Raw genomic sequence first — 24,807 nt, 5'->3', positions numbered from 1 at the left:
ATATCACGGCAAACGCGGCGCGCAAGGTTTCTATTCCGCTTTCCCCACGGCCTCGCCATCTCCCGGAGCACAATCTGTCAAGCGCCCTGCAGGGCTTCTGCAATCAGCGGAGGCTTCCATGGAACTGCGAACTCCAAGGGGGATGACATGAACAAGACCCACTGCCCCAGGTGCCACACCACCCTCGACGAGGGGCCGATCATGTTCCGCTGCGCTCGCTGCAGGCGCGCGGTCTTCGCGGCCGATGTGGAGACCGAGTACGTGCCGCGGCTAGCGTTGACGGATGCCGCATAAGCCAAGAAAAGTAGCCGACGTCGAGATCACCCCGCTGTGTGACGCCGTCGGCCCGATGGGCCCCTCGCTCCGACTGCCGTTCCTCGAGACCTTCCTCGGCGCGGAGGTGGACGAGGGCGAATGGATCCTGCACTTCCACTGCTTCCTGATCCGGGACGGCAAGGGCCATGTCACGCTCGTCGACACGGGCATCGGGCCCACCTCCACCTGGGCCCCTGCCCCCGGCAGGCTCCAGAGCGAGCTGGCCGCCGCAGGGGTGGCCCCCGCGGACGTCGGCACGGTGATCATCACGCACCTGCACAGCGACCACGCCGGCGGAACGTTCCTGGACGGCGCGCCGGTGTTCGCCAACGCCCGCCACGTCGTCCAGCGCGCCGAGCTGGTGGGCAACGGCTTCCTCGACCCGGTCAAGGAGCTGCTGCACGTGGTCGACGGCGACGAGGAGGTCGCCCCCGGCGTGGTGGTCAGGCTGACGCCCGGCCACACACCTGGGCACCAGTCGGTCGAGGTCGGCGAGTTCACCATGGTCGGCGACGTCCTGCACCATCCGGTACAGCTGGCCGATCCGTCGGTCCGCTACGTCTACGACGACGACTCCGACCTGGCCGTGAAGACGCGCATGGAGCTAGTCGGCAGGCTGCGCGCGCAGGGCGCCCTGCTGGGCACCTCCCACTTCCCCGAGCCCTTCGTCGAGCTGGGCTAGCAGCCTGCGGGCCTTGGCGCGGTAGCGCAGCACCTGCACCGCGCCGAGCAGCCACACCGGGTACTGCACGGCCATCGCCCAGTGGTAGTCGCCCGTGAGGTCCATGGCGACGCCGACCAGCGCGATCACCGACATGGAGGCCAGGAAGCCGCCGCCGTTGACGATGCCCGTGGCCGCGCCGATGCGGCCCGCGGGGTTGAACGTCCTGGCGTAGTCGAAACCGATCATCGAGCCTGGCCCGTTCGAGGCGAGGACGACGATCAGCGCCACCAGCAGCCACAGCGGCGCGCGTCCCGGCCACAGCAGCACCGCCGTCCAGACCAGCGCCGTGGCGCCGGTGATGCCGAGCACCAGCCACGACCTGCGCAGCGGGAAGCGGCCCGCCAGGTAGCCGAGGATCGGCCCGCAGATCATGCCCACCACGGTCAGCGTGGACAGCAGCACGCCCGCGGTCGCGGGGGCCAGCCCCTGGCCCTGGACGAGGTACGGGTAGCCCCACAGCAGCATGAACGCCGCGGCCGAGCACTGGGTGGCCGCGTGGGTCCACATCCCCAGCCTGGTGCCAGGCTGCATCCACGCGGCCTTGAGCCCGGGTGCGCGGTGCACGGCGGACGGGCGTCCGTCGCGCAGGACGGCCGCGACGAGGACGGTCGCCACCAGGCCCAGGGCGGCGGCCGCGAGGAAGGTGGGCGTCCAGCCGTACGCGTGGAGCGAGCCGATGATCGGCACGGTGGACGCGATCGCGCCGAACTGGCCGATGAGCCCGGTGAGCTGCACCATCACCGGGTTGCGGCGCGGCGGGAAGGAGAGGTTGACCAGCCTGATCACGCTGATGAACGTCATCGCGTCGCCCGCGCCGACCAGCATCCTGGCCGTGAGTCCGAGCAGGAGGTCGTCGGCGAAGGCGAAGACGACCTGGCCGCACGACATGACCAGAGCTCCGATGACCAGCATGCGCTTGGAGCCGAGCCTGTCGACCAGCACGCCGACGGGGATCTGCATGACCGCGTAGACGAGAAGCTGCAGCATGGCCAGCGTGGCCAGGCCCGACGCGCCGAGATCGAGGCGGGCGGCGGCCTCCAGGCTGGCGACGCCGAGCGACTGCCGGTGGAAGACCGCGACGAAGTAGGCCAGGACGCCCGTCACCCAGAAGATCAACGCGCGTCGTGTCATGGGGATATATCCTATCTTTTTACTCGGAAGTCACCGGAGCCGGGGGGTGGACGCCTCCGCGTTGTAGGTTGATCGACGTGAGCGTGGACATGGAGTACTGGGAGTCACTGCACCGGGTGGTCGTGGGCGCCGGCGCCTACATCACCGACCGGCAGGGCAGGGCGCTGCTGGTCAACCCCAACTACCGTCCGCACTGGGGCTTCGCGGGCGGGTCCGTGGACGAGGGGGAGCACCCCGCCCAGGCCTGCGCCCGCGAGGTCGAGGAGGAGCTCGGCCTCACGCTACCCGTGGGCGAGCTCCTGGTCGTCCACTGGGCGGGCATACGTGAGGACAGGCCGTACCCGCTGATCCACTTCCTCTTCGACTGCGGCGTCATCGACGCCGACACCCCGGTCAAGCTCCAGGCCGAGGAGCTCGACGACTACGGCTTCTTCACCGAGCAGGAGGCCGCGGCGCTGCTGCCGCCGTGGGCGCACGACAGGCTGTGCGCCGCCGCCGCGGCCCGCGCGGCCGGCGCCATCCGCTACCTGCCCCCCGTCAGCGCGGGCTGATCCGACAGCAGGGCGGGCGGCAGCGTCACCGCCGCCGTGATCCCCCCGTACGGCGAAGGCCGCAGCCGCACGCCGATCCCGTGCCTGGCCGCCAGCCTGGACACCACGAACAGGCCCAGCCTGTCGCTCTCGGCCAGGTCGAACTCGGGCGGCTCGGCCAGGCGCGCGTTGAGCTGGTCGAGCTCGGCGGGCGGCAGCCCGAGCCCGCGGTCCTCCACCTCGATCAGCAGCCCCTCGGGCACGGTGAGCGCCCGCACGTCCACCCTGGTCCGCGGCGGTGAGAACAGGGTGGCGTTCTCCACCAGCTCGGCCAGCAGGTGCACGACGTCCGTCGCGGCCGCTCCCACCACGGCCGTCTTCGGCGGCTGCGGCACCTCGACCCTGGCGTACTCCTCGACCTCGGAGACCGCCGCCCTCAGCACGTCGACCGCGGGCACGGCGTTGCGCCAGCCCCTGCCGGGCGCCTGGTCCGACAGGATGATGAGGCTCTCGGCGTGCCTGCGCATGCGGGTGGTGAGGTGGTCGAGCTTGAACAGGTCCTCGAGCGTCTCGGCGTCCTCGGCGCGCCGCTCCATGCCGTCCAGGTGCAGCAGCTGGCGGTGCAGCAGCGACTGGTTGCGCCTGGCCAGGCTGACGAAGACGTGCCGCACGCCGTCGCGCAGCTTGGCCTGGTCGACCGCCGCCTCGACGGCGGTGGACTGCACGGTGTTGAACGCGTGGACGATGTCGCGCACCTCGGTGGTCTGCGCGTCGAGGACGAGCGGTTCGACCTGGTGGTCGGAGGCGCCCTTGCGCAGGCGGTCGATGAGGCCGGCCAGCCGTACGTCGGCCAGCTCGGTGGCCGCGTCGCGCAGCCCGGCCAGCTCGCGCACCAGGACGTGCCTGAAGCGCAGGGAGAGCAGGAGCGAGGCGATGACGGCGAGCAGGCCCAGGCCCCCTGCCACGCCGATCTTGACCAGGATGTTCGTCGCGGTGGGGCTGACGCGATCGACGAGACCCTGCACCACCTCCGACTGGTTGCGCTCGACGGCTGCCGCCAGGTTCTCGCTGCTGGAGCGCCAGGTGCTGGAGGTGGCGGGCAGTCCGTTGGCGGTGGCCTGGCCGCGAATGGCGTCCTCGATCGCGACGAAGTCACGGTAGACGGGCGCCGCGGTCAGCTGGCGGTAGGCGGCGTCGAGGCCGGGTCCGAGATGGGTGAGCGCCTGGGCGTGCAGGAGTCTGCGGGTGGCCGACATCTCGGTGAAGAGCGCGCGCTCGCTGGGGCCGACCCTGCCGGTCGCGAGCACGTGCACGATCATCGCCCGCTCCCTCGACAGCAGCTCCTTGGCCTCGCCGAGCATGCTGACCGACCTGGCCAGTCGGTAGAGCGCCATGTCGGGGACCAGGATCATCTGGTCGTACATGCGGAAGGAGGCGTCGACGACGTCGCTGTAGGTGGTGATCATCTCGATCGTGTCGATCGTTCGCGCGTCGACGCCTCTGCGCAGCTCCGGAATACGGTCCAGCTCCTCGTTGAGCGCCTTGAGCTGGACGGCCATCTCCGGTGACACATTCTCCTGAAGGCTCGCGCGCCGGCGGAAGGCGGCCACGGCGGTGTCGGTCCTGCTGCGCTGGTTGATGAGCTCCCTGTACGGCGCCGCCGACGACAGGAATTCGGTCGAGGTCAGCCGTTCACGCTGGAGCTGGATGTTGACCTGCTCAGAGGGGTCGGCCAGGTTGGTGACCAGGTTGTCGATCTCCAGGAGGCGCAGTCCGTCGCCGGCGGTCAGGCTCGCCGCGAACGCCCACAGGCCGACCAGCGAGATCAGCGGGACGGACAGCAGAACCAGAAGCTTGAGCGCGATGGGGCGGCCGGGCCGGGTGAGGCGCCTTTTCATGGTGAGATCGTCTCGCAGATCACACCCCTTTTGGGAGGTTTCCCGTGCGGTTGCCCCGGTCAATGTCTGGATGGACGATCGCCGTCTTCGGCTTCCTGGCCTTCGCGCTCGGCCTTCTCGGTCTTCTCAGCCCCGACAGCCTGCTCGGACTGCTGGGCTTCGAGGTGGTGGAAGCACGGGGCCCCGGTGACTACACGAAGGTCTACATGGCCGCCTCGTCGATGGCGGCGGTCAACATGGGCGTGTACTACATGCTGGCCGCGGCGTCCGACTGGCGGCCGTTCTTCCTGTGGACCGTGCCGTTCAGGCTGGTCACGTGCGCGGTGTTCAGCACGCTGGTGATCACGGGCGCCGCTCCCTCGGAGTTCCTCGGGGTGGGGCTGTGGGAAGGGCTCGGCGCCCTGATCACCGGTTACGCGTTGTGGCGCGAGCGTTCGTCGGTAGGCGACCCGGCGACCAGGTGATCGTCGGTGTGCCTGGCCTGCCGCGGGACGGTGTCCGTCGTCGTCGCCGGGCTGTCGTCCTCGTGCAGCTTGCGCTCCAACTGCCGCTTCTCGTCCTCGAGCTTGGCCACACGGTCGTTGGCCTGGGCTCTGGCCTCGCGCAGCTTGCGCCGGCGTACGGCCGACCTGCGTGAACCTGAAGCGATCATGGAAATGCCGAGGAGCAGCACGCCCGCCGTCACCGCACCGGTGAGGAACATCTCCAGGTGCGACGGTTGGAAGACATAGCCGAAAACTGTGTAGGTGGTATCGGGCTCCATGGCGATCACGTAGATCGCCGCAGCCGCGAGCAGGACCAGGATCAGGCCCAACACGATCATTTGACCTCACCTCTCTTCAGAGCCTGGTCCCATCTGCCCAGTAATGATGGAGTCATGCGACCAGACACGGGCCAGGTGCTGCACTTCTCGGAAGACCCCACGATCAAGAAGTTCGTCCCGCACGTGGCGAAAACCTCGCGGCAGGCGAGGCCCTACGTCTGGGCCGTCGGCTTCGACCGCTGCCCCGACTACTGGTTTCCTCGCCACTGTCCTCGGGCGATGGCCTGGAAGGGCCCGGACACCAGGCCGTGGGACGTCGAGCGTTTCGTGGGCGCCGGCTGCGGAGAGCGCGTGCACGCCATCGAGTACGGCTGGCTCAAGGCCATGATGGAGGTGCGGCTGTACGCCTACAGGCTGCCCGCCGATCCGTTCGTCCCGATCGGGCAGCCGCCGCACGCCGTGGTCGCCGAGGAGCCCGTCGTGCCGCTCGGCCCGCCCGAGCCCGTCTCCGACCTCATCGAGCTGCACGAGGAGGCCGGGATCCAACTGCGCGTGCTGGACAATCTCTGGCCGTTCTGGAACCAGGTGACGGCCAGCACGATGGAGTTCAGCGGGATACGGCTGAGGAACGCTCGGCGATCAACGAACTGAGCTGCCGCACGGTCATCGACCCCGGCTGCCTGCGCTCGCGAGCGGCTCTGACGGCCTCACGCTGCAGCACCTCGTTGACCGGGGTCGGCACGCCGTGCAACCTGCCGAGCAGCGTGATCTCGCCGTTGAGGTAGTCGGCCTCGATGGAGCCGCTGCCCTTGGCCAGGCTCTGCCACGACGAGCCGCCGCCGCGCTCGATGCCCTCGATGTCGCCGGTCGCGACCTGCTCGCCGCCCTGGTGGGCGAGGCCCGCCGCCGCGAGCACGGCGGCGCCCTCGGCTCTGGCCTGGCCGGACAGCTCGTTGATGCCTGGAGCGCGGCCGCACAGCGCCTCGACGGCGTTGCCGAGGTTGCTGAGCAGCTTGCCGTACTTCCACGGCATCACCTCGGCCACGGCCTGGGCGGCGAACGCGCTCTTGGACAGGTCGGCGGCGATCGTTTCCGACAAGTCATCCACACCCTGTGGATAACGCCCGACGTACAGCGCGCCGGACAGCGGCGTGCCGTACGCGGCCACCAGGCCCGGCTCCAGGTGGAGGGCGGGCAGGTAGACGCACATGCCGTAGACGTGCTCGAAGCGGCGCAACGCCATCCGCTCGTTGGCCACGCCGTTCTGCGCGCACACCACCGGAAGATGGCGCGGCCACGGGTCGAGCGCGGCGAGCGTGTCCTGCGACTTGGTCGCCAGGATCAGCACGTCGCCGTCGACGGGCCCGTCGGCGACGGGCACCTTCACCGTCTCGTCGACGTCGGGTGTGACCAGGCGCAACCCCGTGGTCCTGAGCGCCTCGTAGTGCGCTCCCCGCGCGATCAGGACGACATCGTGCCCGCTCTGGTGGAGGCGACCGCCGATCGTCCCGCCGATCGCTCCTGCCCCGATAATGATGTAACGCATGTCGTAAGGATGTCATTTTTTGGGGACGCGCTTCCGTTCGCCCGTTCGCGCAGGATCGTCTTCAGCACCCGCCAGCCGTCCCGTACCGCGTGCAGGTTGCTCACCCCGTGGATGCGGCAGCGCTCGTGGCTCGGGACCTCGCGGATGTCCAGGCCTGCCTGGGCCGCCCTGACGTTCATCAGCGTCTCGATCTCGAAACCGTCGCAGTCGAGCGCCATGGCCTCCAGGTGGCGTGACCAGAAGGCGTTGTAGCCGTAGCAGAGGTCGGTGTAGCGCGTGCCGTAGAGCCGATTGGTGATGAAGGTCAGGACCCTGTTGCCGAAGGAGCGGGTCGGGCTGATGTCGTCGGAGCCGCCGCCTTCGACGTAGCGCGAGCCCTTGGCGAAGTCGGCGCCTTCGACCAGTGCCTGGACGAAGAGAGTGATCTCGCGGCCGTCGGTGGAGCCGTCCGCGTCGATCATGACGATGATGTCGCTCTTGGCAGCGGCGAACCCTTCGGTGAGCGCGTTGCCCTTGCCGCGCCTGGTCTGCGTGACGACGCGCAGGTCGGGACGGAGGCTGAGGGCGACGGCCACGGTGTCGTCGGTCGAGTTGCCGTCCACCAGGATCACCTCGTCGATCCAGGAGGGCAGGGTCGCGAAGACGTGTGGCAGATTGTCGGCTTCGTTCAGTGCGGGGACCACCACACTGACAGTGGCGGCGAACGGGCCTTTGTTCATGACTCCAAGGTTCGCTTGCGCGCCTGCAACTCGCTTGACATCCTCTTGCAAGCGATGAAGATCTACGCATTGCGGGCATATGTCGTCAGCCCTGGAGCTCCTGCATGACCTGCGGTGTCAGGTTTTGGGCAGGCTGTAGGTAATGATCCTCTTGCCTGCCCTTGACATCGGCGTGAAAAAATGGTTGGAATCACTCCTTCGCCGACCTGGCCGCGACTCCTCACCTACACGGTGCGCGTCACCGTGGCCCAGCGTTCCAGGAGGGTTGTCGCCGCGCCCGAGTCGATCGCCGTGAGCGCTCGTTCGTACGCCGCCCCGAGCCCCGCGACCCCCTCTCCGCTCGCGGCGGCCAGCGCGGCGGCGGCATTCAGGCAGACGATGTCGCGTACCGGACCCCTGGCCCCGCCGAGCACCTCCTTGGCCACGCCAGCGTTGTGCGCCGCGTCGCCGCCCCTGAGGTCGCCGACGGCGGCCCTGGGGATGCCCAGCGCCGCGGGGTCGAAGCGGACCGAGGTCACCTGCCCTTCGCGCACCTCCCAGATCGTGGAGGGGCCCGTCGTCGTGAGCTCGTCGAGCCCGTCGTCGCCCCTGAACACCAGCGACGTGCACCCGCGAGCGGCCAGCACGCCCGCGATCACCGGCGCCATCCTCTCGTCGAAGACCCCGACCGCCTGCGCCCTCGGCCTGGCCGGATTCACCAGCGGGCCGAGGAAGTTGAAGACGGTCGGTGTGCCGAGCTCTCTCCTCGGCCTCCCCGTGTGCCTGAACGCGGGGTGGTAGATCGGCGCGAACAGGAAGGTGATCCCCACCTCGTCCGCGACCCGCGCGGCCCGGGCGGGCGGCAGGTCGACCACCACGCCGAGCGCCTCCAGCACGTCGGCCGCGCCCGACGACGACGTCGCCGCCCTGCCTCCGTGCTTGACGACTCTCGCGCCCGCCGCCGCGGCGACGACGGCGGCCATCGTGGAGATGTTCACGGTGTGCGCCTGGTCTCCTCCGGTCCCCACGAGATCGACGGACTCACCCGGCAGGTCGAAGGGGGCCGCCCCGTCGAGCAGCGCGCCGGCGAGCCCCGACACCTCGGCGACGCTCTCGCCCTTGGCGCGCAGCGCCACCGCGAACCCGGCGATCTGCGCGTCGGTCGCCGCCCCCGACATGATCTGCCGCATCGCCCACGCGGTCTCCTCCGCGCGCAGCGAACCGCCGTCGAGCAGGGTGGTGAGAAGAGCGGGCCAGGTCGTCATGGTGCTGCCTCCAGTCGTTTCGACAAGGAGACCGAGCAGCCGACCACCTCGCCGAGGCGGTCATCGGATGTCGCGACGTGCCGCCTAGGAGGCGGGCCACCAGAAAATCGCGATCATGACGTGACATGCTACCAACATGTCGGTGCTCTCACCCCTCAGGGGCACGGTGGTCAGCGTCGAGGTCGCCCAGGGTGACCTGGTACGACAGGGCGCCCCGATCGCGATCGTCGAGTCCATGAAGATGGAGCACGTCGTCGAGGCGCCGCATGCCGGCATCGTCGGACGGGTGGCCGTCGGCCCCGGCGACACGGTCGCCGAGGGCGCGCTGCTCGTCCACCTCGACCCGGTCCCCGCCGCCGCCGAGGTCGTCTCCGAGGCCGCCGAGATCGATCTGGAGAGCGTCAGGCCCGACCTCGCCTCGGTGATGGAGCGGCACGCGAAGGGGCTCGACCAGGCCAGGCCCGAGGCGGTCCGCAGACGTCACGCGAGCGGGCACCGTACGGCGAGGGAGAACATCGGCGACCTGTGCGACAGCTTCGTGGAGTACGGCCCGCTCGCCATCGCCGCGCAGCGGCAGCGCCGTACCCTCGAGGACCTGATCGAGCGCACCCCCGCCGACGGCCTGGTCTGCGGCCTCGGCGAGATCGGCGGTGTGCGGTGCGTGGTGATGTCCTACGACTACACCGTGCTCGCGGGGACCCAGGGCTACCAGAACCATCGCAAGACCGACAGGATGCTCGACCTCGCCCACCGGCGGCGGCTGCCCGTCGTGCTGTTCGCCGAGGGCGGCGGCGGGCGTCCTGGCGACACCGACACCAGCGTCGTCTCCGGTCTCGACGTGATGAGCTTCCACGCCATGGGACGGCTCAGCGGGCGGGTCCCGCTGGTGGGCATCGCCTCAGGGCGCTGCTTCGCGGGCAACGCCGCCCTGCTCGGCTGCTGCGACGTCATCATCGCCACCCGCGACTCGACCATCGGCATGGGAGGGCCCGCCATGATCGAGGGCGGCGGGCTCGGCGTCCACGCTCCCGAGGAGATCGGCCCCATCGAGGTGCAGACCGCCAACGGCGTGGTGGACCTGCCCGTCGAGGACGAGGCGGAGGCGGTGGCCGTCGCCAGGCGGTACCTGTCGTACTTCCACGGGCCCGCGGGGGAGTGGGCCTGCGCCGACCAGCGGCTGCTGCGGCACGTCGTCCCCGAGAACAGGGTGCGGCCCTACGACGTGCGCCAGGCCGTCGAGACCCTCGCCGACACCGGCTCCGTTCTCGAGCTGCGCCGCGCCTACGGCGCGGGGATCATCACCGCGCTCGTGAGGATCGAGGGCAGGCCGATGGGCCTGATCGCCAACAACCCCGCCCACCTGGGCGGCGCCATCGACCGCGACGCCGCCGAGAAGATGGCCCGCTTCCTGCGCCTGTGCGACGCCCACGGCCTGCCCGTCGTCTCGCTCTGCGACACACCGGGCTTCATGGTCGGTCCCGAGGCCGAGCGGACCGCGACGGTCAGGCACTTCAGCCACCTGTTCGTCGTCGGCGCGAACCTCTCCGTGCCGCTGGTGACCGTCGTGCTGCGCAAGGGGTACGGCCTCGGCGCGCAGGCCATGGCGGGAGGCAGCTTCAAGGCGTCGATGGCCACGGTGGCCTGGCCGACGGGCGAGATCGGCGGCATGGGCCTGGAGGGCGCGGTACGGCTGGGCTACCGCAAGGAGCTGGAGGCGGCCAAGGATCCTGACGCGCTGTTCGAGCAGATGGTCGGGGCCGCCTACGAGCACGGCAAGGCCGTCAACGCGGCTTCGGTCTTCGAGCTCGACGACGTCATCGACCCCGCCGACACCCGCCGGTGGATCACCGCCGCGCTGCCTGCCGAGGTGCGGCGCGGGCGGCCATGGATCTGAAGAAGCCGCCTCACGGCCTCATGCCTTCGGGGAATCCGGTCCACCGCAGGTCGGGCGGGAGGTGGCTCATGTCGTTGAACATCACGATCGTGGGCGGCAGGCCGTCGCGGTACTCGATGACCGTCAGTGCGGTGTTGGCGCTGTTCAGTCCGAGCCACCGCGCCGGCGGCGCGTCCAGTGCGTGCCGTACCAGCCACGCGATCTGGTAGGCGTGCGTCACCAGGACCTCGTGTGTGTCGCGCCGGGTCTCTTCCACGGTCGTGCCGGGGGCCTTCGCGAACCGGGCGACCAGGGCCTCGGCGAGCCGTCGGCCCGAGGCCGCCTCGGCGTCGTCGTAGCCGTCGAAGAAGCCGGCCCAGGACGGGGGTGTTTCGGCCGGGCCGGGAACGTAGGGCACGTGGTCGACGAGTTCGGCGGCCTCGGTCACGGGCGCGTTCGGCAGATGCCGGGCGAGTTCGCGCGCGCTCGCCACCGCGCGTGGCAGCGGAGAGTGCCACACGGCGTCGACAGGTACGTCGGCGAGCCGTTCGCCCAGCAGGCTCGCCTGCCGGTGCCCGATGCCGGTGAGCTCCCCGAACGCGTCGGCCGCGCCGTGACGTGCCAGGTAGAGGTGTCGTGTGGTCATGATCAGTCAGGGGTCGTGGCGTCCGTGCGGGCCCGTCCCCCTCTCCTTTCGATCCCGTAGGTGCGGGTTCCCGGCCGAGGACGTCAGTGATCGGTCACGCGTCTGCCGCCGTGACGGTGCCGGTGGTGCCGTCGACGGTGATGATGGTGTCGTCGTGGAGCCTGCTCGTCGCGTGCGGAACGCCGAGGACGGCGGGGATGGCGTGCTCGCGAGCGACGATCGCCGCGTGGGAGAGCACGCCTCCCGTTTCGGTGACGACGCCGGCGGCGATGCGCAGCAGCGGCGTCCAGGCGGGGTCGGTGAAGGGGCAGACGAGGATGTCGCCAGGCCGCACGCGGGCGAAGTCGCCAGGACCGCGGACGATCCTCGCGGTGCCGGTCACGCTCCCGCGGCTGCCCGGGGTGCCGGTGAGTGTGGCGGCCGGGGTGTCCGGGGCGACGGAAGGCGATGCCGGTGGCGGGGGTGCGGCGGTGACCGGCCGGGCCTGCAGGACACAGACGCGGCCGTCGACGATCGCCCACTCGACATCCTGCGGCCCCCCGAGTACGGCAGCGATCTCCGTGCCCAGCCTGGCCAGCTGCGTGGCGGTCGCGTCGTCGATCGCCGGTCGATTCCGGGTACGGGTGGGCACGTCGCTGATGACGAGCCGCGTGCCGCGACGGTCGAGGCGGGTCCGTTTGTCTGCGACGGTGCGCGCGACCGACCCGTCCTTGGCGACGCGGTAGGCGTCAGGGGTGACCTTGCCCTCGACGACGCTGGGGCCGAGGCCCCAGGACGCCTCGATCCCGGTGGCGTCGTCCGGGTCCGCGGGTGTGAACATGACCCCGGATACCTCGGCATCCAGATGGCGTTGGACGATGACGGCCATCGCGGGATCGTCGGACTGCTGGTCGTCGCGGAAGGCACCCCGGTAGCCGATGGCACGGGGAGAGAACAGCGAGGCCCAGCAGGCACGTACGGCGGCGGCGACGTCGCTGACACCGTGTACGGCGAGAAAGCTCTCGTGCTGGCCGGCCGCCGATGCCAGGCAGGTGTCCTCGTTCGCCGCCGATGATCGCACCGCCACGGGCGGATCGCCGAGCTCGTCGAGCGCGCGTCCCAGCGCATCGAGCACGGTGGCGTGGAGCGGGCGGGCCTCGATCGTCCGCCGCGTCGCGTCAGGATCGCCGGCGCCCAGGTCCAGGTCGCGGACGGCGGCGAGGTAAGCGGCGAACGAGACGACGAAGCCGTCGGGAACCGGCAGACCCGCGCGGAGCAACGCGCCGAGGGCGCCGGCCTTGCCGCCGCAGGTATCGACGACGGCCTCCGTGAGGGGTACGAACATCCACCCTCCCCTTCAACGGATAATTGACAACAATTCGTTGATTCTGCATCATGAGGTGCATGTCACGCAAGCAGGACATCGCTCACGCCGCGCAGACTGATCACGCCCAGGCCTTCCGTGAGCAGGACGCGCGTGAGCGTCTTCTGAGCCTGGGCGCGGCCGCGCTCGACGCCCGCCCGTGGCGACCCCCGCCCGTCCCGCTGTCGGCGGTCGACCTCGTGCAGTTCGCCGTCTGGCGCTCCGCCGACCTGGGCCCGGAGGACATCCTGAGCGCGCTCGCCCTCCTGCCCGCCGCACGCGCCGAGGTCGAAGGACTCGAGGCCGCCCTGCTGTTCACGGCCCGTAGCGCGGGGCTCACCTGGGCGCAGATGGCACACGCGATGGGGTTCAACTCCCCGCAGGCGTGCCAGCAGCGCTACATGCGCCTGGCGGCACGACAGGACGACGACTCGTGACTCAGGACTCTCCGCTCGGTCTCCTGGTCCTGCACGCCGTGCGCGTCACCGGGTTCGCGGACACCCCGCTGATCGCTCGTCGGTACGGACTCGATGTGGCCACGACGCGAGAGGCGCTGGGTGACGCCGAGGCGCGCGGCTGGGTCGAGCACACCGCCTTCGCCGGCACCGGAGGCTGGTCGTTGACCGGGCCCCGGCCGGGTGGAGAACGAGCGCCAGCTCGGGGCCGAGCTCGCGCTCGTCGGCGGTGCCGACGAGGTCCGTGACGTCTACCGCGAGTTCCTCCCGCTGAACGCCCTCCTGCTACGCGCCTGCACCGACTGGCAACTCCGGCCCACCGCCGGCGATCGGCTCGCCGTCAACGACCACTCCGATCCCGCCTGGGACGGCCGAGTCCTCCACGAGCTCGCCGGCATCGACCGCGCACTCACGCCACTCGCGGACCGGCTCGGGAGCGTCCTCACCCGCTTCCGTGGATACGACACGCGATTCGCCGAAGCCCTGGGGCGCGCCCTGGCCGGGGAGGGCGCCTGGGTCGACCGCACCGACGTCGACTCCTGCCATCGTGTCTGGTTCGAGCTCCACGAGGACCTCATCGCCACGCTCGGCCTCGACCGGCACGCGGCACCCTGACCTCACGCTCCGCCGTCGCACCAGGGCGCGGACATTCGTGGAGGATCAGCCCGATAACGGGTCTATCGGCCTTGGCTGGGAAGGTTGATGGCGGTCAGGGCCGTAGGTCTCCACGGTTTCGTCGGAGCGTGACCTTATGGTGACGCTATGAACACACGACGCGCAGCGTGTGCGGAGCTGATCGTCTTCACCGACGACGAGCTGGCTCGGTTGGACACGCTCCCCGACCCCGCACACGAGCTCGAACCAGCGGCGGTATGCGAGCTGGAGGCCGGTCACGAAGGGCCGCACCTCGCGCTGGGGCAGACCTCAGGCTTCGACCACGAGTGGTGGATCCGCTTTCGCGGTGACATCCGCGAGTTCGTCACACCGAAGCCGTGCCCCGCCGAGACATCCGACCCGCAGTTCCCTCGCGAGTCATGGAGATGCGGGCTGCCCCAGGACCACCCTGGCGCCCACACGTTCGAGCTCAGCGCGGGCGTGTGAGGGCTCAGCCCTTACGCCACTCGTCCGAGGTCAGGGCCCCTGCCGCCTGCGGGCCCATGAGCGACAGGCCGCCGTCCACGAACAGCGACGCCCCGGTGATGTAGGAGGAGGCCTGGTCGGCCAGGAACGCGACGGCGGCGGCCACCTCCCTGGCGTCGCCCGGCCTGTCGACGGGATAGCCTGGCCGGCTGCCGGGCTGTGGCGGCTCGTCCTCCTGGCCCGTCATCGGGGTGGCGATCTCGCCAGGCGCGATGGTGTTCACCGTGATGCCGTACGGCGCCAGCTCCAGTGCCAGCACCCTGCTGAGCATCCGCAGCCCGCCCTTGGCCGCGCAGTAGGGGCCGGCCCCGACCCTCGGATACTCCTCGTGCACGCTGGTGACGTTGATGATCCTGCCGCCACGACCCGCGGCCACCATGCGGCGGGCCGCCCGCTGCGCGCACAGGAAGGCGCCGTCCAGGTCGACGGCCAGGACCGAGCGCCATCGGGCGTAGTCGGTCTCCAGCAGCGGCTCGGAGGTGCCCGTGCCCGCGTTGTTGACCAGCACGCCGAGCCCGCCGAGTTCGTCTGCCAGCTCCTCGACCACGGCCGCGGCCCGCTCGGGGTCGGTGAGGTCGTGCCCGCGCACGGCCGCGCGCCTTCCTCTGTCGCGGACCAGGCGCTCGGTCTCCCGCGCGCCGTCCAGGTCGGCATGGAAGGTGATCCCGACGTCGAACCCGCGCTCGGCCAGCGCCACCGCGCTCGCCTGCCCGATGCCCGAGTCGGCCCCCGTGATGATCGCCTTGCGCTCGTAGCCCGAGCGGGAGATCGGCGCTTCGCTCATGACGGCGACCTCCCCCAGGCGGGGGCGCCCAAACGGGCGCGCCTCACCAGCGCAGGACACCCTCGCGCGGACGGCCGTCCGATCTGTCGGCCCTGATGCGCTCCGCCAGCTCGTGGAGGTTGCGGGACAGCCGGTCGGTATACAGGTCGAGGGCTCGCCAGTACACCGTCGGCTGCTGCTCGAGCAGTCGCATCCGGTCCTGCGGGTCCATCTGCGCGAACCGCTCGGCCACCTCGTCGGTCGGGGCCACCATGAGCGACCAGTAGAAGGGGAACTCGGGCACGACGCACCTCCGGCGTACACCAGACACCTCTGTCGATACCTGGCCGCTGCCCTCATGCGCCGCGGACGAACCTGCACTCGCGGGACGGCTCGGCCGTTCATGGCGGCCCTGCCGTACCCGCCTGCGGCCCTAATCTGAAGCGGTGTCACCACAGCTGATCGTCCTGCGAGGGAACTCCGGCTCGGGCAAGACCAGCGTCGCCCTGGCCCTGCGAGCGGCGTACGGCAGGCGCGGCCTGGCCGTCATCGCGCAGGACACGGTCCGCCGCGACATCCTCCGCGAACCCGACGTGCAGGACGGCGTGAACATCGGGCTCATCGACACCATGACGCGCTACGCCCTTGAGCACGGCCACCACGTCGTCCTCGAGGGGATTCTCTTCGCCAACAGATACGGGCCGATGCTGCGGGCACTTCGGCACGACTACGCGGGCAGGAGCGCGTTCTTCTACCTCGACGTGCCGTTCGAGGAGACCGTTCGACGCCATGCCACCAGGCCCCAGCGCACGCAGTTCACCGCGGAGCAGATGCGGGAGTGGTACATCGAGCGCGACCTGCTGCCCGGCGGCTGCGAGACGGTCATCGGCCAGGACAGTTCGCTGGAGGAGACGGTGCGCCTGATGCTGTCCCGCACGCGGCTGGGAGAGGCGCCCGCGACCTCCTGACGGATACCGCCGCGAGCTGAGGGCCGCGTTCAGGGGCGCTTCGGCTCGAAGTGCAGCGCGGTGATCCCGCAGTCGAACGGGCGCGCGGTGACGAGGCGAAGCCGCTGGTAGGCGCCTGCGGGGAACACCGGCATGCCGGCGCCGATCGCGGTCGGGTTGACGAACAGGTGGAGTTCGTCGAGCAGGCCCTTGGCGATCAGGTCCGAGACGAGCGTGCCGCCGCCGTAGGTGATGATGTCCCCGCCCGGCTGGGCCTTGAGCTTGTTCACGGTCTCGGTGAGGTCGCCGCCGGCGACGACGGCGTTGTCCCAGGGCGACTCGGTCAGGCTGTTGGAGATCACGACCTTGGGCGTGTTGTTCATCCAGTCGATGGACTCCTGGGTCTCGCCCTCGGGCTGGGCCGCCCACGTCGGGATGAACCCCTCGGCGAGGTGGCGGCCCAGCACGATGCAGTCGACCGGCTTGGTGAGCGCGTCGATGTAGGCGTTGATGTCGTCGGTCCACGGGAACGTCATCCAGTCCATCTCGCCGTTCGGGCCGGCCATGTAGCCGTCGACGGTGGTCTGGACCTGGAGCTTGAACGTGCGCATGGGGTGCTTCCTTCTCAGAGTGTCGCGGCTGTCGTTGTGTGCCTTCAGCTTGCCGGGGCCCGCTTACGGCGTGTTTAAGGCTTCCCTACGGTTTGGCTCAAGCTGTCGCCGGCATGTGCAGGACGCTCCACAGGTGTCCGTCCAGGTCGCGGAAGCTCCGGGAATACATGAAGCCCTCGTCCTGCGGCTCGCCGGAGGCCTGCCCTCCTGCGGACACCGCGGCATCCCTGGGTGTCCATGCAGCGCGTCGCCGGCGACCTGGGCTTCACCAAGATGTCGCTCTACCGCTATGTGGCCAACAAGGCCGAGCTCATGGCCGTGATGATCGACACGGCTGTCGGCGAGCCACCCAGGCTGGACCGCGTGCCCGGTGGCTGGCGGCCCAAGATGGAAAAGTTCATCAGGCTGCTGGCCGAGACGTGGGAGCGCCACCCATGGCTGCCGTCGGTGACGGTGGGCAACCGGGTGATGGGGCCCAACGAGATCGGCTGGATCGACGCGGCGGTCAGCGCGTTCTCGGGCACGTGCCTGACAGGGGGCGAGCGGATGGCCACGGCGTTCCTGCTGTTCGCGCATGTCCGCAACACCCAGTCCACGGCCTCCGCGGGCACCCAGCCGTGGACCACCGAGGGCAGCGTGGCCGTGACCATCGGCGAGCTCATGGCCACCCATGGCGCGCGCTTCCCCGACCTCACCCGCGCCATGGCCGAGACCGGCGACCTCCTTGACGACAACGGGCGCAGGTTCGGCCTCGACCGCATCTTCGACGGCATCGCCGGGCTGATCGCGCAACGGGAGCGTCCGTGATCCGTACGCGCTGAGCTTCGGCGAGTCCGAGGTCCGATCGCCGCCAGCGCTGCCTTCGGCCTACCGGTGACACTGGGGGCCATGAGCACGACAGAGCAGCAGGCCGACGCCTGGGCGGTCATGGAGAGGTTCTACGCGGCCGAGGCCGCGTACGTCGCGGCGGGCGGCTTCGGCAAGTCCAGCTACGACGAGGTGGCCAGGTACCTCGATCCCGAGGCCGTCCTGTACCAGGCTCCAGGGCTGCCTTTCACGGGAACGGGGGTCTGGCGGGGTCGTGACGGCATGGAGCGGTTCCTGGCCAGGTTCAGCGAGGTGTGGGAGTCGATGGACTTCCTCGAGCAGGAACACTGGGGCGACGCCGACACCGTCGTGGTGCGCAGCGTGGTGCGCTTCCGCTCCCGCGCCACAGGCAAGGAGGTCGACTCCCTGATCCTGCAGCTGATCAGGGTGAGGAACGGGCGCATGCTGGAGTGCCGCCCGTTCTACTGGGACCCCGCCGCCACCTGGATCTAGCGGTCAGGATCGTTCGACCGTGGACAGTCGCACCAGATAGCCGGAGAACCTCTTGTCGCCCTGATCCTTCTCCCGGCCGTCAGCGCGCTCCACCGGCGTGAGCACGCCCGAACCCCGGACGGGATACAGGCCTGGAAGGTCTTCGCCCGGCTTCGGGGCGTAGGCGCAGCGGACGGCGCTGATCGCTCTCACCACGGCCTCGGTGGCCGGGGTGTCCGCGGTGAACAGATCATGATGGTCTTCGGCCCTGTCGACCTGGACCGGGCCCAGGACCGTGGCCAGCCAGTCGAGGTCGGGCGGCCCCAGCTTCCACGAGACCCGCGATCCCACGCTGAACGGGTCGCCGCAGCACTGCATCTGCCAGTCATCGACCCATACGACCAGATCCATACGGCCAGTCTGCCCCATGGCGAACGCCCTGGCCGCTTCCCCTGACCAGGGCGCCCTTCTGTCCAGAATAAGGGCATATGTCCGAATCGCATATGCTCGCGGACATGACGCGCTGGCTCTCTCCTGATGGGATCGAGGTCGAGCACATCGTCAGGGACGAACGCCCCTGCCTCCGCGTGTCCCACCGCGTCGACGGCAGGCGCTACCACGTCGCCGACTGCTGGAGCCCTGAGCAGGTCGCCCTCCACGTGGACCTGGCCAGCCTCGTCGAGGTCGTGGACCTGCAGCAGATCAGAGCGAAGCGCCGCCCGCGAGGCGATCAGGCCGTCACCGGCGCGAGCGGCGGACGACAGGCCTGAGCGCTCGTCGAGGACTCCTTGCCGGTGGCGGCGGGGGTGCCTACAGGTCGGTGGCGATGATCTTCTCGATGTTTCGCTCGGCGAGCGCGGTGATGGTGACGAACGGGTTCACGCTCGTGTTGCCGGGGATGAGCGAGCCGTCGATGACGTACAGGCCGGGGTAGGCGGTGAGGCGGCCGTAGTTGTCGGTCGCCTTGTTCAGCACCGCGCCGCCGAGCGGGTGGTACGTGAGGTGGTCGCCCCAGACCTTGTAGACGCCGAAGAGGTCGGTCCTGTAGATCGTCCCCTCCTTTGCGTTGATCTTGTCGAAGATCGTCTTCGCCATGTCGATGGACGGCTGTTTCCATGCCGTCTGCCAGTTCAGGTCGACCTGGCCCGTCGCGGCGTTCCAGGAGAACTGCGCGCGGTGGGGGTTCTTGGTGATCGACAGGTAGAACGAGGCGTAGGTCTCGATCCCGGTGGGCAGCGGCGCGACCTCGGCGAACGCGCCGCCTGCGGCCCAGTTGTCGATGCCTGAGCAGGGGATGGTCGACTGGAGCTTGCCTGTCGGGTCCCACATGTGGTTGGCGCGGCCGCACATGACGTTGCCGTTGTCGCCCCAGCCCTTGCCGACCTCGTCGTTCAGGTGGGGCAGCGCGCCGGTGGCCTTCAGCTTGACCAGCAGTTTGCTGGTGCCGACGCTTCCCGCGGCGAAGAACACCCTGTCCGCGATCACGGTCTTGGTGGCCGTGGTGTCGCCGTTGGTGTTGAGCTGGTCGATGACGACCGTGTAGCCGCCACCTGCCGCGGGAGCGACCGAGGTGACCCTGTGCAGCGGCGAGATGGTGACCTTGCCGGTGGCCCTGGCCTGGGCGATGTAGGTCTTCTGCAGCGACTTCTTGCCGTGGTTGTTGCCGTAGAGGATCTCGCCGGCCAGCGCCGACTTGGTGACGGTCCCCGCAGCCTCCTGCTTCATGTAGTCCCAGTCGTAGACGTCGGGCACGAAGACGAAAGGGAACCCGGAGCGCTGGGCGTGCTTCCGCCCGACCCTGGAGTACTGGTAGCAGGGGGTGGAGTCGAACCAGGCCGGGTCGATGGTGCCGACCCCGAGCCCGGCGTTGGCGCGCGGGTAGTAGACGTTGTACATCTCGTCGGCGTTCACCGACGGGAGGACGGCGGCGAAGTTCTCGCGCTTGGGAGTGACCGCCATTCCCCCGTTGACGAGCGAGCCGCCGCCGACGCCGCGCCCCTGGTAGACGGTGATGCCGCTGAAGTCCTCCGCGTCCAGGATCCCGGTGTAGCGGGAGATGTTCCTGTCGATCGGGAAGCCGAGGAAGTAGTTGAGCGGGGCCTTGGTCCTGGTGCGCAGCCAGTAGGACCGGTGGTCGGGCTCGAGCGTGCTGCAGAAGATCTTGCCGTCGGGGCCGGGGGTGTCCCAGGCCATGCCCATCTCGATCATGTGCACGTCGACGCCCGCCTGGGCGAGGCGTAGAGCGGCGACGGAGCCGCCGTAGCCGGTGCCGATCACCAGGGCCGGGACGCGGGCCCCCGAGGCGATCGGAGCAGCCGAGCGGACGGCCGAAGCCTGGGCCGAGGGCGCGCGACCCGCGAGGGCTGCGACACCCAGCATGGAGCCGGTTCCTGCGATGAATCCACGGCGCGAGATGCCTAAGGTCTTGTCGCTCACGTGATGGGCCTCACTCTCGACGAAACGAGAACACGTTCTCCATATGGGTCACAGCGCGTCCGCCCGCCTGGCCGAGGGGGACGAACCGCTGGGCAGCCTGCACACGGTGTCGAGGCCCAGCACATGGTTGAGCCGGCCGAACGCCAGCCAGGAACCGATGCTCATGCTCAGCTCCACGATCTCGAGCTGGCTGTAGTGCGCGGTCATCCGCGCCCAGAACTCCTCGTCGAGGCCATGGTGGTCGAGGGCGTACCGCTCGGCGTACTCGGCGGCCAGTCGGGTGCGCTCGTCGAAGGCGTCGGTGGTGCGCCACTCCGTCACCGCGTCGGCGAAGCCCTCCTCGACCTTCTGCCCGTCGCGCTCGGTGCGCCAGTCGAGGCAGAAGACGCACCCGTTGATCTGCGCGATCCGCAGCCGCGCGGCCTCGAACTCGCGGAGCCCGAGGGTCGTGTGGGCGTACACAGCCATCGAGAACTTCGAGGCGGCGATCCCGATGCCGGGGACCATCTCGCCCCACACGTACTCGATCGCGTCCCTGCCCTCGGGGATGTCGATGTTCACGGCTGTCTCCTCCCGAGCTTGCCGACCGCGGGGCGCAGCGGGACGTCGAGCGCGTCGTAGAGCCCCGGCTCCGCGTCCGTGAGCCAGTCGATGGCGCTGACGAGCCGGCCCACCGCGGTGGCGTTCCCTCCCGCGGAACGGTTGCCGTCCTCGTCGGTGGCCTCGACCGTGACCTCGATGCGCGGGCGGCCCTCGATGATCACCCGGTGCGCACCCTCGCCGTCGGGCGGTGTCGGCCAGTCCGGTGCGCAGGACGCGTGAATGCGCGTGACGTGCTCGATGACGATGCGGGGTTCGCCCTCGACGATGCCCTGCACCTCGAACCGCACCGCGCCCTGGGTGCCCGCCTCGAACTCGCCCATCGTCATGGTGCTCACCGTGGAGTCGAGCGGCCGCCGGTCCAGGGTCTCCCTGATCTCGTCGAGCTCGACGCCGAGCGCCCTGGCCATCAGCCGTACCTGCCCGCCCCACACCATGGTCGGGACGGCGGGGGCGAGCATCGGCGGCTCGTAGTCCATCGGCTGGCCCATGCCGACCAGGTACCTGACAGAGTCCTGCTGGTCGTAGGTGGAGTAGTCGAAGATCTCCTGGCAGCGGATCACGTCCACGGTCGTAGCGAGCCCGCTGATCAGTAGCGGCAGCACGTCGTTGCCCCATCCGGGATCGACGCCTGAGACGAACAGCGAGCCGCCGCCGTCCTTGATGGCCTCCAGCACGGGCTCCCGCAGCTCCGGCGGGGCGTTGCGCTGGTCGTAGAGCGCGTACAGCGACGGGGTGACGACCACGGCCCCGGCTCGGATCGCCCTGATGATGTCGGCGAGTGCCTCGTCGGGACGGATGTCGCCGGACGCGGCGTACACGACGGCGCGTGGGCCGGCGGCCAGAACGGCGTCGATGTCGTCGGTCGCCGCCACCCCCAGGTGGTGGCCGAGCCCGCCGAGCTCGCCCGCGTCACGGCCGACCTTGCCGGGGTTGTGGACGAGCACGGCCACGAGCTTCAGCGTCGGATGGGCCTCGACGGCGCGGATGGCCGCGCGGCCGACGTTGCCGGTACCCCAGACAACCGTGGACATCATGGGCGGAGCGTAGCAAGCGCTTGGTTTGGTGTACAGGGCCCTCCGCGCAATGATCCAGGCAAGGCGAAAGCCCAGTTGGAACCGGCCTTCCCCACCGGGCAGGGGCGGCGGGATCCGCCCCTGCCATCGCTGGGCGTCAAGGGGCCGATCACCTGAAGTCGGTGGCGTGCGGCGCGGTCGCCACGCCGATCACGTGTGGTGGGTGGCGTGCGGCGCGGTCGCCACGTCGATCACGTGTGGTGGGTGGCGTGCGGCGCGGTCGCCACGTCGATCACGTGTGGTGGGTGGCGTGCGGCGCGGTCGCCGCACGGATCACCTTCGCCGCGTCTCGCCGGCCGGCAGCCGTAGCCGCCGCCGGACCCGCTGAACGCGTTCGTCGTTCCTCTCGTGGTCGTCGATGCCCAGGCGCGCCCTTCGCTGCAGACGGTCCTGGACGGTCGCCCCGAGTGTCGCGTCGCGCCACTTCTTCCACGTCTTCGGCCGCCTGCTCTCAAGACGCTGCACGGCCGACTCTTCTGCCGCCTCATCGACCGTGCCGGTGATCGCATCGAGCGTCTGGCTCACATGCCGCCTGTTGGCCCGATGAGGGGCGCTCTTGTTCCTGCGGATGGCCGTGCGGGAGCTCTTGTCGTTCTCGCCGTAGTCGTTCCGACGATCCTTCGTATAGCTCAGCAGCTTCTTCTCCTGCGGACTTCTTCGCCTGCCGATCGTCTTCACCACCATCGGTCGCTCCTCGACCCAACGGTAGCGAGCGTCGGTTGCGACCCCAAGCACGTCCCTTCTATCGGATCACCCGGTAGGTCAGATGGGTGACGAGGCTGGTGCCCGAGGGGTCGCCGAGGGGCTCGAGGGTGATGTCCCCGACGTTGTCGAGCAGCCGCTCGCCTCTGCCGAGGATCACGGGCGCGATGTGCAGGCGCAGTTCGTCGATGAGCCCTGCCGCCAGGTACTGGTTCACCGTCTCGGCACCGCCGGCGATGGCGACGTCGTGATCGCCGGCGGCCTCGCGCGCCCGGGCCATCGCCGCCTCGATCCCGTCGGTGACGAAGGTGAACGTCGTGCCACCCTTCATCGTGATCTGCTCACGAGGGTGGTGGGTGAGGACGAAGACCGGCGCGTGGTACGGCGGCTCGTCACCCCACCAGCCGTTCCAGTCCAGGTCCCACGCGCCGCGGCTGGGGCCGAACATGTTGCGGCCCATGATGAAGGCTCCTGCCGCGGTGATGTTCTCGATCACCGCGGCGTGCCGCTCGGGCTCGTCGAACATCCACCGGTGCAGGCGCTCGCCCACGCCCTCGCCCATCGGCTTCTCCAGGCTCTGGTGCGGCCCTGCCACGAAGCCGTCGACGGACATCCCCATGTCACAGGTGACCTTGCTCATCTCGCTACCTCCTGCGTTTCCCCGGCGCCCGTCCGGCGCCGCTGTCAGGAGGAGGTCGGAGGCGTCCACCCGTTCTCTACACACCCGCGGAATTTTTCTTCAGAATGTGGGCCCTCCCGATCACCAGAGCGGATGCCGTCGTTCGCGCCAACGGATACTCGGCCTCAGCCCGACGGTCTGCGTTGACGGAGAGCGTGACGCCGCTCCAGGAGCTCTCGAAGGAAGTGGAGCTGCCGGCGAGTACCTGGACCATCAAGGCAGAGGCGATCGTCATGCTCCCGCAGTAGCGAGGGGGACTCTCGTGAGCCGATCTCTTGAGGCAAAGCCGACCTGACCTTGAGTCGCTACTGGTGAACTGTTCGACGGTGGGTGTAGAACTCGAATGTGATCACGCCGCTGGGTGATGTCCTTGATAGCCGGATTCGCGCAGCAGCCATGGCCTGGCTTCAGCGGCGCTGCACCCCGGATAATCCTGTGGTCTCCCGTGCGGAACTCCTGGGCTTCCAGTTCGAGGGGCGCACCTTTCCGCTGGTCGACAACCAGTTGGGCATCCGCAAGCCCAAGGAGTTGACGGCCGCACTGTCCATCCTCACCACCTACACCTCCGACGGCACGCGTGCGCCGTACGAAGACGAGGTGGGCCCGGACGGGCTGCTGCGCTACAAGTTCCAGGGCGACAACCCCAACCTGTACACGAATGTCGGTCTCCGCCGCGCTCACGAGCGTGGCCTGCCCCTCATCTGGTTCTTTGGCGTGAAGCAGGGCCTGTACCTGCCGTTCTTCCCGGTGTGGATCCGGGCCGTCGAGACCGATCAACTGCAGGTGGCCGTGGCGCTGGAGGAGGCGCAGCGGCACATCACCCTTGATGGGGCGGCGAGCGAGATTGAGCGGCGCTACTCCGTTGGCATGACCAGGCGCCGCCTTCACCAGCCGGTGTTCAGGCAGCGGGTCATCCAGGCGTACCAGACGAGCTGTGCGATGTGCCGTCTCAAGCATCTGTCGCTGCTGGACGCCGCCCACATCATCCCCGACCGTGAGGAACGCGGCGTTCCGGCGATCTCCAACGGGATGGCGCTCTGCAAGATCCACCATGCCGCATACGACCAGCACATCCTCGGTGTACGCCCCGACCTGGTGATCGAGGTGCGCTCCGACATCCTGGAAGAGGTCGACGGGCCGATGCTCAAGCACGGACTGCAGGAGATGAACGGTCTACGCCTGGTGGTCCCTCGACGGCGGGTAGACATGCCGAAACGAGAACTGCTCGAGGAGCGCTACGAACGCTTCAGGGACGCGGGCTGACGTTGTGACGGCCACGTTGGAGGAGGCCGGCATAGGAGCCGGCGAGGCTTGGAGAATGCGGCAGCTCGACAACGCGAGCGAGCTCGATCCCGACTCGGTCGTCCA

31 protein-coding genes are annotated in these 24,807 nt (G+C 69.5%); 14 read left to right on the top strand and 17 right to left on the bottom strand.

Features of this window, described 5'->3' with window-relative positions:
* The first annotated feature begins 147 nt into the window (after positions 1-147).
* On the top strand, positions 148-294 hold the full coding sequence (locus FHR33_RS25310) for a hypothetical protein (RefSeq protein WP_183652430.1): 147 nt from the start codon (positions 148-150) through the stop codon (positions 292-294).
* Complete coding sequence (locus FHR33_RS25305) at positions 284-997, top strand: MBL fold metallo-hydrolase (protein ID WP_246452074.1); 714 nt, start codon at positions 284-286, stop codon at positions 995-997. Before FHR33_RS25310 ends, FHR33_RS25305 begins: the two co-directional genes overlap by 11 nt.
* On the opposite strand, the gene FHR33_RS25300 is transcribed toward FHR33_RS25305, so the two are convergent.
* A complete protein-coding gene (locus FHR33_RS25300; protein WP_183652428.1) occupies positions 920-2,170 on the bottom strand; it encodes an MFS transporter in 1,251 nt (416 codons plus the stop codon). The genes FHR33_RS25305 and FHR33_RS25300 overlap by 78 nt on opposite strands.
* Positions 2,171-2,247: 77 nt before the next feature.
* Here FHR33_RS25300 and FHR33_RS25295 point away from each other — a divergent pair, with 77 nt between their 5' ends.
* Positions 2,248-2,721, top strand: coding sequence for an NUDIX domain-containing protein (locus FHR33_RS25295; RefSeq protein WP_183652426.1), 474 nt, complete (start codon positions 2,248-2,250; stop codon positions 2,719-2,721).
* On the opposite strand, the gene FHR33_RS25290 is transcribed toward FHR33_RS25295, so the two are convergent.
* A complete protein-coding gene (locus tag FHR33_RS25290; RefSeq protein WP_183652424.1) occupies positions 2,694-4,598 on the bottom strand; it encodes a sensor histidine kinase in 1,905 nt (634 codons plus the stop codon). The two genes, FHR33_RS25295 and FHR33_RS25290, sit on opposite strands and share 28 nt — an antisense overlap.
* A gap of 62 nt (positions 4,599-4,660) precedes the next feature.
* On the opposite strand from FHR33_RS25290, the gene FHR33_RS25285 reads away from it, so the two are divergent.
* Complete coding sequence (locus FHR33_RS25285; protein ID WP_221241235.1) at positions 4,661-5,062, top strand: hypothetical protein; 402 nt, start codon at positions 4,661-4,663, stop codon at positions 5,060-5,062.
* On the opposite strand, the gene FHR33_RS25280 is transcribed toward FHR33_RS25285, so the two are convergent.
* Positions 5,011-5,421 carry a hypothetical protein gene (locus tag FHR33_RS25280; protein ID WP_183652420.1) on the bottom strand — a complete coding sequence of 137 codons (411 nt, stop codon included), beginning with the start codon at positions 5,419-5,421 and terminating at the stop codon, positions 5,011-5,013. The two genes, FHR33_RS25285 and FHR33_RS25280, sit on opposite strands and share 52 nt — an antisense overlap.
* 54 nt (positions 5,422-5,475) lie before the next feature.
* Between FHR33_RS25280 and FHR33_RS25275 the strand changes: the two genes are divergently transcribed.
* Positions 5,476-6,012 (top strand): DUF6886 family protein, encoded by a 537-nt coding sequence (locus FHR33_RS25275; protein WP_183652419.1) that lies wholly within the window; start codon positions 5,476-5,478, stop codon positions 6,010-6,012.
* Here the strand turns inward: FHR33_RS25275 and FHR33_RS25270 are convergent.
* From FHR33_RS25270 to trpD, 3 genes are all read right to left on the bottom strand, one after another.
* A complete protein-coding gene (locus FHR33_RS25270) occupies positions 5,969-6,907 on the bottom strand; it encodes a ketopantoate reductase family protein (RefSeq protein ID WP_183652410.1) in 939 nt (312 codons plus the stop codon). The genes FHR33_RS25275 and FHR33_RS25270 overlap by 44 nt on opposite strands.
* On the bottom strand, positions 6,823-7,626 hold the full coding sequence (locus tag FHR33_RS25265; protein ID WP_183652409.1) for a glycosyltransferase family 2 protein: 804 nt from the start codon (positions 7,624-7,626) through the stop codon (positions 6,823-6,825). The genes FHR33_RS25270 and FHR33_RS25265 overlap by 85 nt, the downstream gene beginning before the upstream one ends.
* Positions 7,627-7,850: 224 nt before the next feature.
* Positions 7,851-8,870 (bottom strand): anthranilate phosphoribosyltransferase, encoded by a 1,020-nt coding sequence (gene trpD, locus FHR33_RS25260; protein ID WP_183652407.1) that lies wholly within the window; start codon positions 8,868-8,870, stop codon positions 7,851-7,853.
* Between the two features lie 136 nt (positions 8,871-9,006).
* Between trpD and FHR33_RS25255 the strand changes: the two genes are divergently transcribed.
* A complete protein-coding gene (locus tag FHR33_RS25255) occupies positions 9,007-10,764 on the top strand; it encodes a carboxyl transferase domain-containing protein (RefSeq protein ID WP_183652405.1) in 1,758 nt (585 codons plus the stop codon).
* Positions 10,765-10,774: 10 nt separating this feature from the next.
* Here the strand turns inward: FHR33_RS25255 and FHR33_RS25250 are convergent, their stop codons facing one another.
* Together FHR33_RS25250 and FHR33_RS25245 are read right to left on the bottom strand one after the other, a co-directional pair.
* Entirely contained in the window at positions 10,775-11,389 is a 615-nt protein-coding gene (locus tag FHR33_RS25250) for a histidine phosphatase family protein (protein WP_183652403.1), read from the bottom strand.
* Positions 11,390-11,483: 94 nt separating this feature from the next.
* Complete coding sequence (locus FHR33_RS25245) at positions 11,484-12,713, bottom strand: PEP/pyruvate-binding domain-containing protein (RefSeq protein WP_183652400.1); 1,230 nt, start codon at positions 12,711-12,713, stop codon at positions 11,484-11,486.
* 59 nt (positions 12,714-12,772) lie between these two features.
* Here FHR33_RS25245 and FHR33_RS25240 point away from each other — a divergent pair, with 59 nt between their 5' ends.
* The 3 genes from FHR33_RS25240 (at position 12,773) to FHR33_RS25230 (ending at position 14,287) form a co-directional block, all read left to right on the top strand.
* Complete coding sequence (locus tag FHR33_RS25240; RefSeq protein ID WP_183652399.1) at positions 12,773-13,168, top strand: DNA-binding protein; 396 nt, start codon at positions 12,773-12,775, stop codon at positions 13,166-13,168.
* A gap of 201 nt (positions 13,169-13,369) precedes the next feature.
* A complete protein-coding gene (locus tag FHR33_RS25235) occupies positions 13,370-13,801 on the top strand; it encodes a hypothetical protein (RefSeq protein WP_246452073.1) in 432 nt (143 codons plus the stop codon).
* Between the two features lie 147 nt (positions 13,802-13,948).
* The gene (locus FHR33_RS25230) at positions 13,949-14,287 is read left to right on the top strand and encodes a hypothetical protein (RefSeq protein ID WP_183652397.1); all 339 of its coding nucleotides are present in this window, start codon (positions 13,949-13,951) and stop codon (positions 14,285-14,287) included.
* Between the two features lie 4 nt (positions 14,288-14,291).
* Here the strand turns inward: FHR33_RS25230 and FHR33_RS25225 are convergent, their stop codons facing one another.
* On the bottom strand, positions 14,292-15,110 hold the full coding sequence (locus FHR33_RS25225) for an SDR family oxidoreductase (RefSeq protein ID WP_183652395.1): 819 nt from the start codon (positions 15,108-15,110) through the stop codon (positions 14,292-14,294).
* A gap of 43 nt (positions 15,111-15,153) precedes the next feature.
* Positions 15,154-15,393, bottom strand: a complete 240-nt coding sequence (locus FHR33_RS25220; RefSeq protein ID WP_183652393.1) for a hypothetical protein — start codon at positions 15,391-15,393, stop codon at positions 15,154-15,156.
* A gap of 142 nt (positions 15,394-15,535) precedes the next feature.
* Here FHR33_RS25220 and FHR33_RS25215 point away from each other — a divergent pair, with 142 nt between their 5' ends.
* A complete protein-coding gene (locus FHR33_RS25215; protein ID WP_312895716.1) occupies positions 15,536-16,057 on the top strand; it encodes an AAA family ATPase in 522 nt (173 codons plus the stop codon).
* 29 nt (positions 16,058-16,086) lie between these two features.
* On the opposite strand, the gene FHR33_RS25210 is transcribed toward FHR33_RS25215, so the two are convergent.
* Positions 16,087-16,647 carry a dihydrofolate reductase family protein gene (locus FHR33_RS25210; RefSeq protein ID WP_183652391.1) on the bottom strand — a complete coding sequence of 187 codons (561 nt, stop codon included), beginning with the start codon at positions 16,645-16,647 and terminating at the stop codon, positions 16,087-16,089.
* Between the two features lie 237 nt (positions 16,648-16,884).
* Between FHR33_RS25210 and FHR33_RS25205 the strand changes: the two genes are divergently transcribed.
* Positions 16,885-17,454 (top strand): TetR/AcrR family transcriptional regulator, encoded by a 570-nt coding sequence (locus FHR33_RS25205; RefSeq protein ID WP_183652388.1) that lies wholly within the window; start codon positions 16,885-16,887, stop codon positions 17,452-17,454.
* An 81-nt stretch (positions 17,455-17,535) separates the two neighbouring features.
* Positions 17,536-17,967, top strand: coding sequence for a nuclear transport factor 2 family protein (locus FHR33_RS25200; protein WP_183652385.1), 432 nt, complete (start codon positions 17,536-17,538; stop codon positions 17,965-17,967).
* A 3-nt stretch (positions 17,968-17,970) separates the two neighbouring features.
* Here FHR33_RS25200 and FHR33_RS25195 read toward each other — a convergent pair whose 3' ends face one another.
* Entirely contained in the window at positions 17,971-18,357 is a 387-nt protein-coding gene (locus tag FHR33_RS25195) for a DUF6578 domain-containing protein (protein WP_183652382.1), read from the bottom strand.
* A 104-nt stretch (positions 18,358-18,461) separates the two neighbouring features.
* Between FHR33_RS25195 and FHR33_RS25190 the strand changes: the two genes are divergently transcribed.
* Positions 18,462-18,716 (top strand): transposase, encoded by a 255-nt coding sequence (locus tag FHR33_RS25190; protein WP_183652379.1) that lies wholly within the window; start codon positions 18,462-18,464, stop codon positions 18,714-18,716.
* Positions 18,717-18,756: 40 nt separating this feature from the next.
* Here FHR33_RS25190 and FHR33_RS25185 read toward each other — a convergent pair whose 3' ends face one another.
* From FHR33_RS25185 to FHR33_RS25165, 5 genes are all read right to left on the bottom strand, one after another.
* Complete coding sequence (locus FHR33_RS25185) at positions 18,757-20,325, bottom strand: GMC oxidoreductase (protein ID WP_246452072.1); 1,569 nt, start codon at positions 20,323-20,325, stop codon at positions 18,757-18,759.
* A 105-nt stretch (positions 20,326-20,430) separates the two neighbouring features.
* The gene (locus tag FHR33_RS25180; protein ID WP_183652374.1) at positions 20,431-20,943 is read right to left on the bottom strand and encodes a carboxymuconolactone decarboxylase family protein; all 513 of its coding nucleotides are present in this window, start codon (positions 20,941-20,943) and stop codon (positions 20,431-20,433) included.
* Entirely contained in the window at positions 20,940-22,019 is a 1,080-nt protein-coding gene (locus FHR33_RS25175) for an NAD(P)H-dependent amine dehydrogenase family protein (RefSeq protein WP_183652371.1), read from the bottom strand. The genes FHR33_RS25180 and FHR33_RS25175 overlap by 4 nt, the downstream gene beginning before the upstream one ends.
* Before the next feature lie 312 nt (positions 22,020-22,331).
* The gene (locus FHR33_RS25170; RefSeq protein WP_183652368.1) at positions 22,332-22,742 is read right to left on the bottom strand and encodes a hypothetical protein; all 411 of its coding nucleotides are present in this window, start codon (positions 22,740-22,742) and stop codon (positions 22,332-22,334) included.
* 58 nt (positions 22,743-22,800) lie between these two features.
* Complete coding sequence (locus FHR33_RS25165; protein ID WP_183652365.1) at positions 22,801-23,400, bottom strand: dihydrofolate reductase family protein; 600 nt, start codon at positions 23,398-23,400, stop codon at positions 22,801-22,803.
* Positions 23,401-23,784: 384 nt separating this feature from the next.
* Here FHR33_RS25165 and FHR33_RS52800 point away from each other — a divergent pair, with 384 nt between their 5' ends.
* Complete coding sequence (locus FHR33_RS52800; protein WP_221241234.1) at positions 23,785-24,702, top strand: HNH endonuclease; 918 nt, start codon at positions 23,785-23,787, stop codon at positions 24,700-24,702.
* Positions 24,703-24,807 lie beyond the last annotated feature (105 nt).

It is taken from the genome of Nonomuraea dietziae (genome assembly GCF_014195505.1).
GTDB classification, from domain to species: Bacteria; Actinomycetota; Actinomycetes; order Streptosporangiales; family Streptosporangiaceae; genus Nonomuraea; species Nonomuraea roseola.
This window is presented reverse-complemented; position numbering and strand designations above follow the sequence as displayed.